The sequence below is a fragment of the Microcystis sp. LEGE 08355 genome (genome assembly GCF_015207185.1).
GTDB lineage: Bacteria > Cyanobacteriota > Cyanobacteriia > Cyanobacteriales > Microcystaceae > Microcystis > Microcystis panniformis.
Genome location: NZ_JADEXI010000474.1, coordinates 1 through 3626, shown reverse-complemented (window position 1 = coordinate 3626; position 3626 = coordinate 1). Strand labels below are relative to the sequence as shown.

The 3626-nt window shown below is 39.1% G+C and carries 5 protein-coding genes and 1 pseudogene; all 6 read left to right on the top strand.

Annotated features, from left to right (window positions below):
- The first annotated feature begins 156 nt into the window (after positions 1 to 156).
- The gene (locus IQ242_RS19465) at positions 157 to 1110 is read left to right on the top strand and encodes a branched-chain amino acid ABC transporter permease (protein WP_193961096.1); all 954 of its coding nucleotides are present in this window, start codon (positions 157 to 159) and stop codon (positions 1108 to 1110) included.
- 91 nt (positions 1111 to 1201) lie between these two features.
- On the top strand, positions 1202 to 2113 hold the full coding sequence (locus tag IQ242_RS19460; protein WP_193961095.1) for a hypothetical protein: 912 nt from the start codon (positions 1202 to 1204) through the stop codon (positions 2111 to 2113).
- Positions 2114 to 2185: 72 nt separating this feature from the next.
- Positions 2186 to 2377, top strand: coding sequence for a hypothetical protein (locus IQ242_RS19455; protein WP_193961094.1), 192 nt, complete (start codon positions 2186 to 2188; stop codon positions 2375 to 2377).
- Positions 2317 to 2530, top strand: a pseudogene (locus IQ242_RS27270) (putative toxin-antitoxin system toxin component, PIN family); the annotation flags it as partial. The gene IQ242_RS19455 and the pseudogene IQ242_RS27270, both read left to right, overlap by 61 nt.
- A 213-nt stretch (positions 2531 to 2743) precedes the next feature.
- Positions 2744 to 3076, top strand: a complete 333-nt coding sequence (locus IQ242_RS19450; protein ID WP_370583029.1) for a type II toxin-antitoxin system Phd/YefM family antitoxin — start codon at positions 2744 to 2746, stop codon at positions 3074 to 3076.
- Positions 3069 to 3335 carry a Txe/YoeB family addiction module toxin gene (locus IQ242_RS19445; RefSeq protein ID WP_002756029.1) on the top strand — a complete coding sequence of 89 codons (267 nt, stop codon included), beginning with the start codon at positions 3069 to 3071 and terminating at the stop codon, positions 3333 to 3335. Before IQ242_RS19450 ends, IQ242_RS19445 begins: the two co-directional genes overlap by 8 nt.
- Positions 3336 to 3626 lie beyond the last annotated feature (291 nt).

The window sequence follows — 3626 nt, the reverse complement described above, 5'->3', positions numbered from 1 at the left end:
CTTTTAAGGTGGCGAACGCTACCATATAGGAAAAGTGCCAAGTAAAAAATTATGATAATTTCGAGAATTACCGGAGAATGAGGTGGGAGAGAACGGTGATAAAATTAGCTAATTGCCTCCCCTAACTTAAACACCCAATAACCGCTCACTGAAAATATGGCTGACTTTTTTAACACCTATGGTTTTTTAATTGTTTCAATGATCTTTGGGTCCATCTTAGGCATTTCAATTTATCTGCCCTTAATGGCCGGTCAATTATCCTTAGCAACCCCCGGTTTTTACGCTTTAGGTGGTTATGTGTCCGCCATTCTTTCCACGAAAGTTTTTACTAATACCGGCAGCAATTATCCCCTGGCTTTGGTCTTTTTAGAAATGTTAATTGCTGGCATTATTTCAGGAATATTAGCCATAGTTTTAGGTATTCCTGTTCTCCGTTTGCGAGGGATTTATTTAGCTATTGCCACGATCGCCTGGGTAGAAATTTTGAGAATTATTGCCCTTAATCTCGAAATAACCGGCGGTGCGGTCGGTATTTTCGCCATTCCCCAACCCTTCACTACTCAATTAGCCTACCTTTGGCTGGCCTTGCCCCTCTTATTCCTAACTATGCTGTTTCTCTATCGGTTAGAAAACATCAAAATTGGTCGGGCATTTAATGCCATTCGTGCCGATGAATTGGCAGCTGCGTCCATGGGAATTAATCCCACCTATCACAAGGTTTTATCCTTCACTTTCGGGGCAGTTTTAGCGGCAGTTGTGGGAGCGGTAAGTGCCCATTTTCTCAATACTTGGAATTCCCGTCAAGGAACCTTTGATTCTAGTATTATTTTCCTGGCTTTTGTTTTAATTGGTGGTTCCAGAACTTTTGTCGGGCCCGTGGTGGGCGGCATTGTTTTAACTGCTTTGCCCGAAGTTTTACGCGCCCTTGGCGGCGTGAATGGTTTACCAATTTGGTTGGGGAATTTCTTGCGCGATGGTCGTTTGATTATTTTTGGAATTTTAATCGTTTTGGGAACGATTTTTTATCCCCAAGGCTTAATTACACCTGAATTAATCAAAAAACTAATTCCTTTTAAAAGACGTTCCTCTCTTAGTCAATTTGATTCCTAGTCATGGATCAATGTTGTCGATTGGATTCCTTTTTAATTAATGATATAATAGGATAGTTTATCCCCCTTTATATTCTCAGTCATCTCCGAGAATGACCCGCCAAATTCACGACCAATTTGCCAAGGAATATTTAGAGGAACTGTTAGCGCCTCTAGGAACCATAAAAAAGAGTAAGAAAGTTAAAAGTGAGGTTCAAGAAATAGATGTCTGGTTTGAACCGGCCAGTTCACCATCAAGGACCGAACTCCCTTTAGGTTTACTCGGAAAAATGGCGGCGACTTCCTGTTTGTTTGAACCTTTCCGTAACCCGCCCTCAGAAATAGAGATTCGCAGTTGTATATCAAAGTTATATACTGTTCATAATGACCTGTTAAGAAAGGCGAAACGGGCAAACAAAACTCTGACGGTCGCAGAATTGCCAGTTTTATGGATTCTCACCCCCACCTTTTCAGCTAGAATGATTCAAGAATTCAGGGCTGACAGCGATGAGAGGAATTGGTTAAAAGGGGTTTACTTTTTAGCTGACTTCCTCAAAGTGGCAATCGTTGCCATCCACCAGTTACCAGTGAGTGAAGACACTTTATGGTTGAGGGTTTTAGGAAAAGGAGAAACACAAAAAAGAGCCGTAGAAGAGTTAGTTCAATTGCCAGAAGATAACTCTTTTCAAGAAAATTTGTTAGAAATTCTAGCCAACTGGCGTAAGAATTTGGAATTGAGAGATAATTTAAGTAGCGAGGAACAGGAGGACATCATGAACCTATCACCAGCCTATCTAAAACAGCGAGAAGAGTGGAAAATAGAAGGAAAACAGGAAGGCACTTTAGAGGGACAACTCTCGCTGATAGCTAGTCTTCTGGAAGGGCGGTTTGGAACCCTAGATTCGGAATTGTCTGGTCTAGTTGAACAGATTGCCCAACTTCCCATCTCAGAACGCACCGGGTTACTTCTTTCTTTAGTGAATTTATCCCGCGAAGAATTGTTAGAAAGATTGAGAAAAGATTAAAGTTTTAGTCCGCTCAAGCCATGAATTTTCATGCCAAAATCCTGATGGTAGTTTGTCTGCTGAGTTACTGTCATGGTCAAATCTAGCATTCCCTCAGACGCTCTAGCCGTGGGTTGGATTGAGCTATCATTATTGAGCAGTTATTACCAATCGGATCAAAAGGCGAAACCCAACCAAGATTGTGAAAATATTCCTGGAAGTTGTTGGGTTTCCTTGGGTCAACCCAACCTACGAGTTTTACTCAGACTAATCGAGTTGTTATAGATACCAATGTTTTGATTAGTGCTTTACTCAATCCACTAGGAACACCCAGAAAAGTAATCAATCAGTCAATGTACCATTCTTCAGAGCAAGGCAACTTATCAAGAATTGGCAACGAGAATAAGTAAAAATAAATTTGACAAATGTTTAGAAAAGGTGCTATTATCCTGAATAATACTTAACTTGTGTTAAAATCGGTGTAAGAATTTAGGTCATAGAAAAAGCAGTCAAACCTATACTAGGTAAGCATTTGGCCGAATTACGCCCAAATACTCACTCTCATTAAGAAATGCTGAAAGCCTTAATGAGAGTGCTTATTGAGAATGAATCTGTTAGTTGGGCGAGTTTTGAGATTGTAGAAGCCTCTCTGTGAATGCATTTGAGGCACCTGAATCCTTACAAATCGGCTGCACTATTGTTGTTAATTTAAGGGATAGTTACATGAAAATTTTTACTGTTACTGAAGCCAAAGAACAAATTGATGAATTAGTGAATGATACCAATGATAATCATCAACCAATTTTGTTATCTGGTACGAAAAAGAATGCTATTTTAATTGCTGAGGAAGATTGGAACTCTATTCAAGAAACGCTTTATTTGTATTCTATTCCTGGTATGGTAGATTCAATTATTGAAGGTGGCAACACTTCTATTGAAGATTGTGTGGATGAGGCGGGTATCAGAGCAATTTTAAATGGATAATTGGCAGTTGGTTTTTACCAAACAAGCGAAAAAAGATGCTGAAAAGCTGGCTCGTACTGGGTTGGCAAAACAAGCTAACGAGTTATTAAATATTCTTAAGTCAAATCCGTATCAATCTTATCCTGTTTATGAGAAACTCAGTGGCGATTTAGCGAGCTATTATTCCAGACGTATTAATATTCAGCATCGTTTGGTTTATCAGGTTATTCCAGAAGAGAAGGTTGTCAAAGTTATACGGATGTGGACTCATTATGAATAACCCCTCTTATTTATTTTACACTGGTAACATTATAGACTGAAAATGATTGACTTGGATTGTAAAAATATAGCAATTTGCGAATGAGTGAGGCACATACTAGGAACGTGAAAAGTTTATGGTATAAGACTTTTGCCTTCCGCAAAACGGTATAAATACCCCCAAGATAACATAAAAATACGATATAAATTCCCCTACTCAACTGACTGAATGAAGGGGCATTTATGGTATTTTTAGAAACAATTTAGCCAGCTTTTGTGGTTTCTTTTTCGGTAGATTGGGAAGGTTTTAGTT

Bases quoted from the DNA above. Each gene is read 5' to 3' on its own strand.
- IQ242_RS19455 (WP_193961094.1), top strand. From the start codon at position 2,186: ATGGTCAAATCTAGCATTCCCTCAGACGCTCTAGCCGTGGGTTGGATT.
- IQ242_RS19445 (WP_002756029.1), top strand. From the start codon at position 3,069: ATGGATAATTGGCAGTTGGTTTTTACCAAACAAGCGAAAAAAGATGCT.
- IQ242_RS19460 (WP_193961095.1), top strand. From the start codon at position 1,202: ATGACCCGCCAAATTCACGACCAATTTGCCAAGGAATATTTAGAGGAA.
- IQ242_RS19465 (WP_193961096.1), top strand. From the start codon at position 157: ATGGCTGACTTTTTTAACACCTATGGTTTTTTAATTGTTTCAATGATC.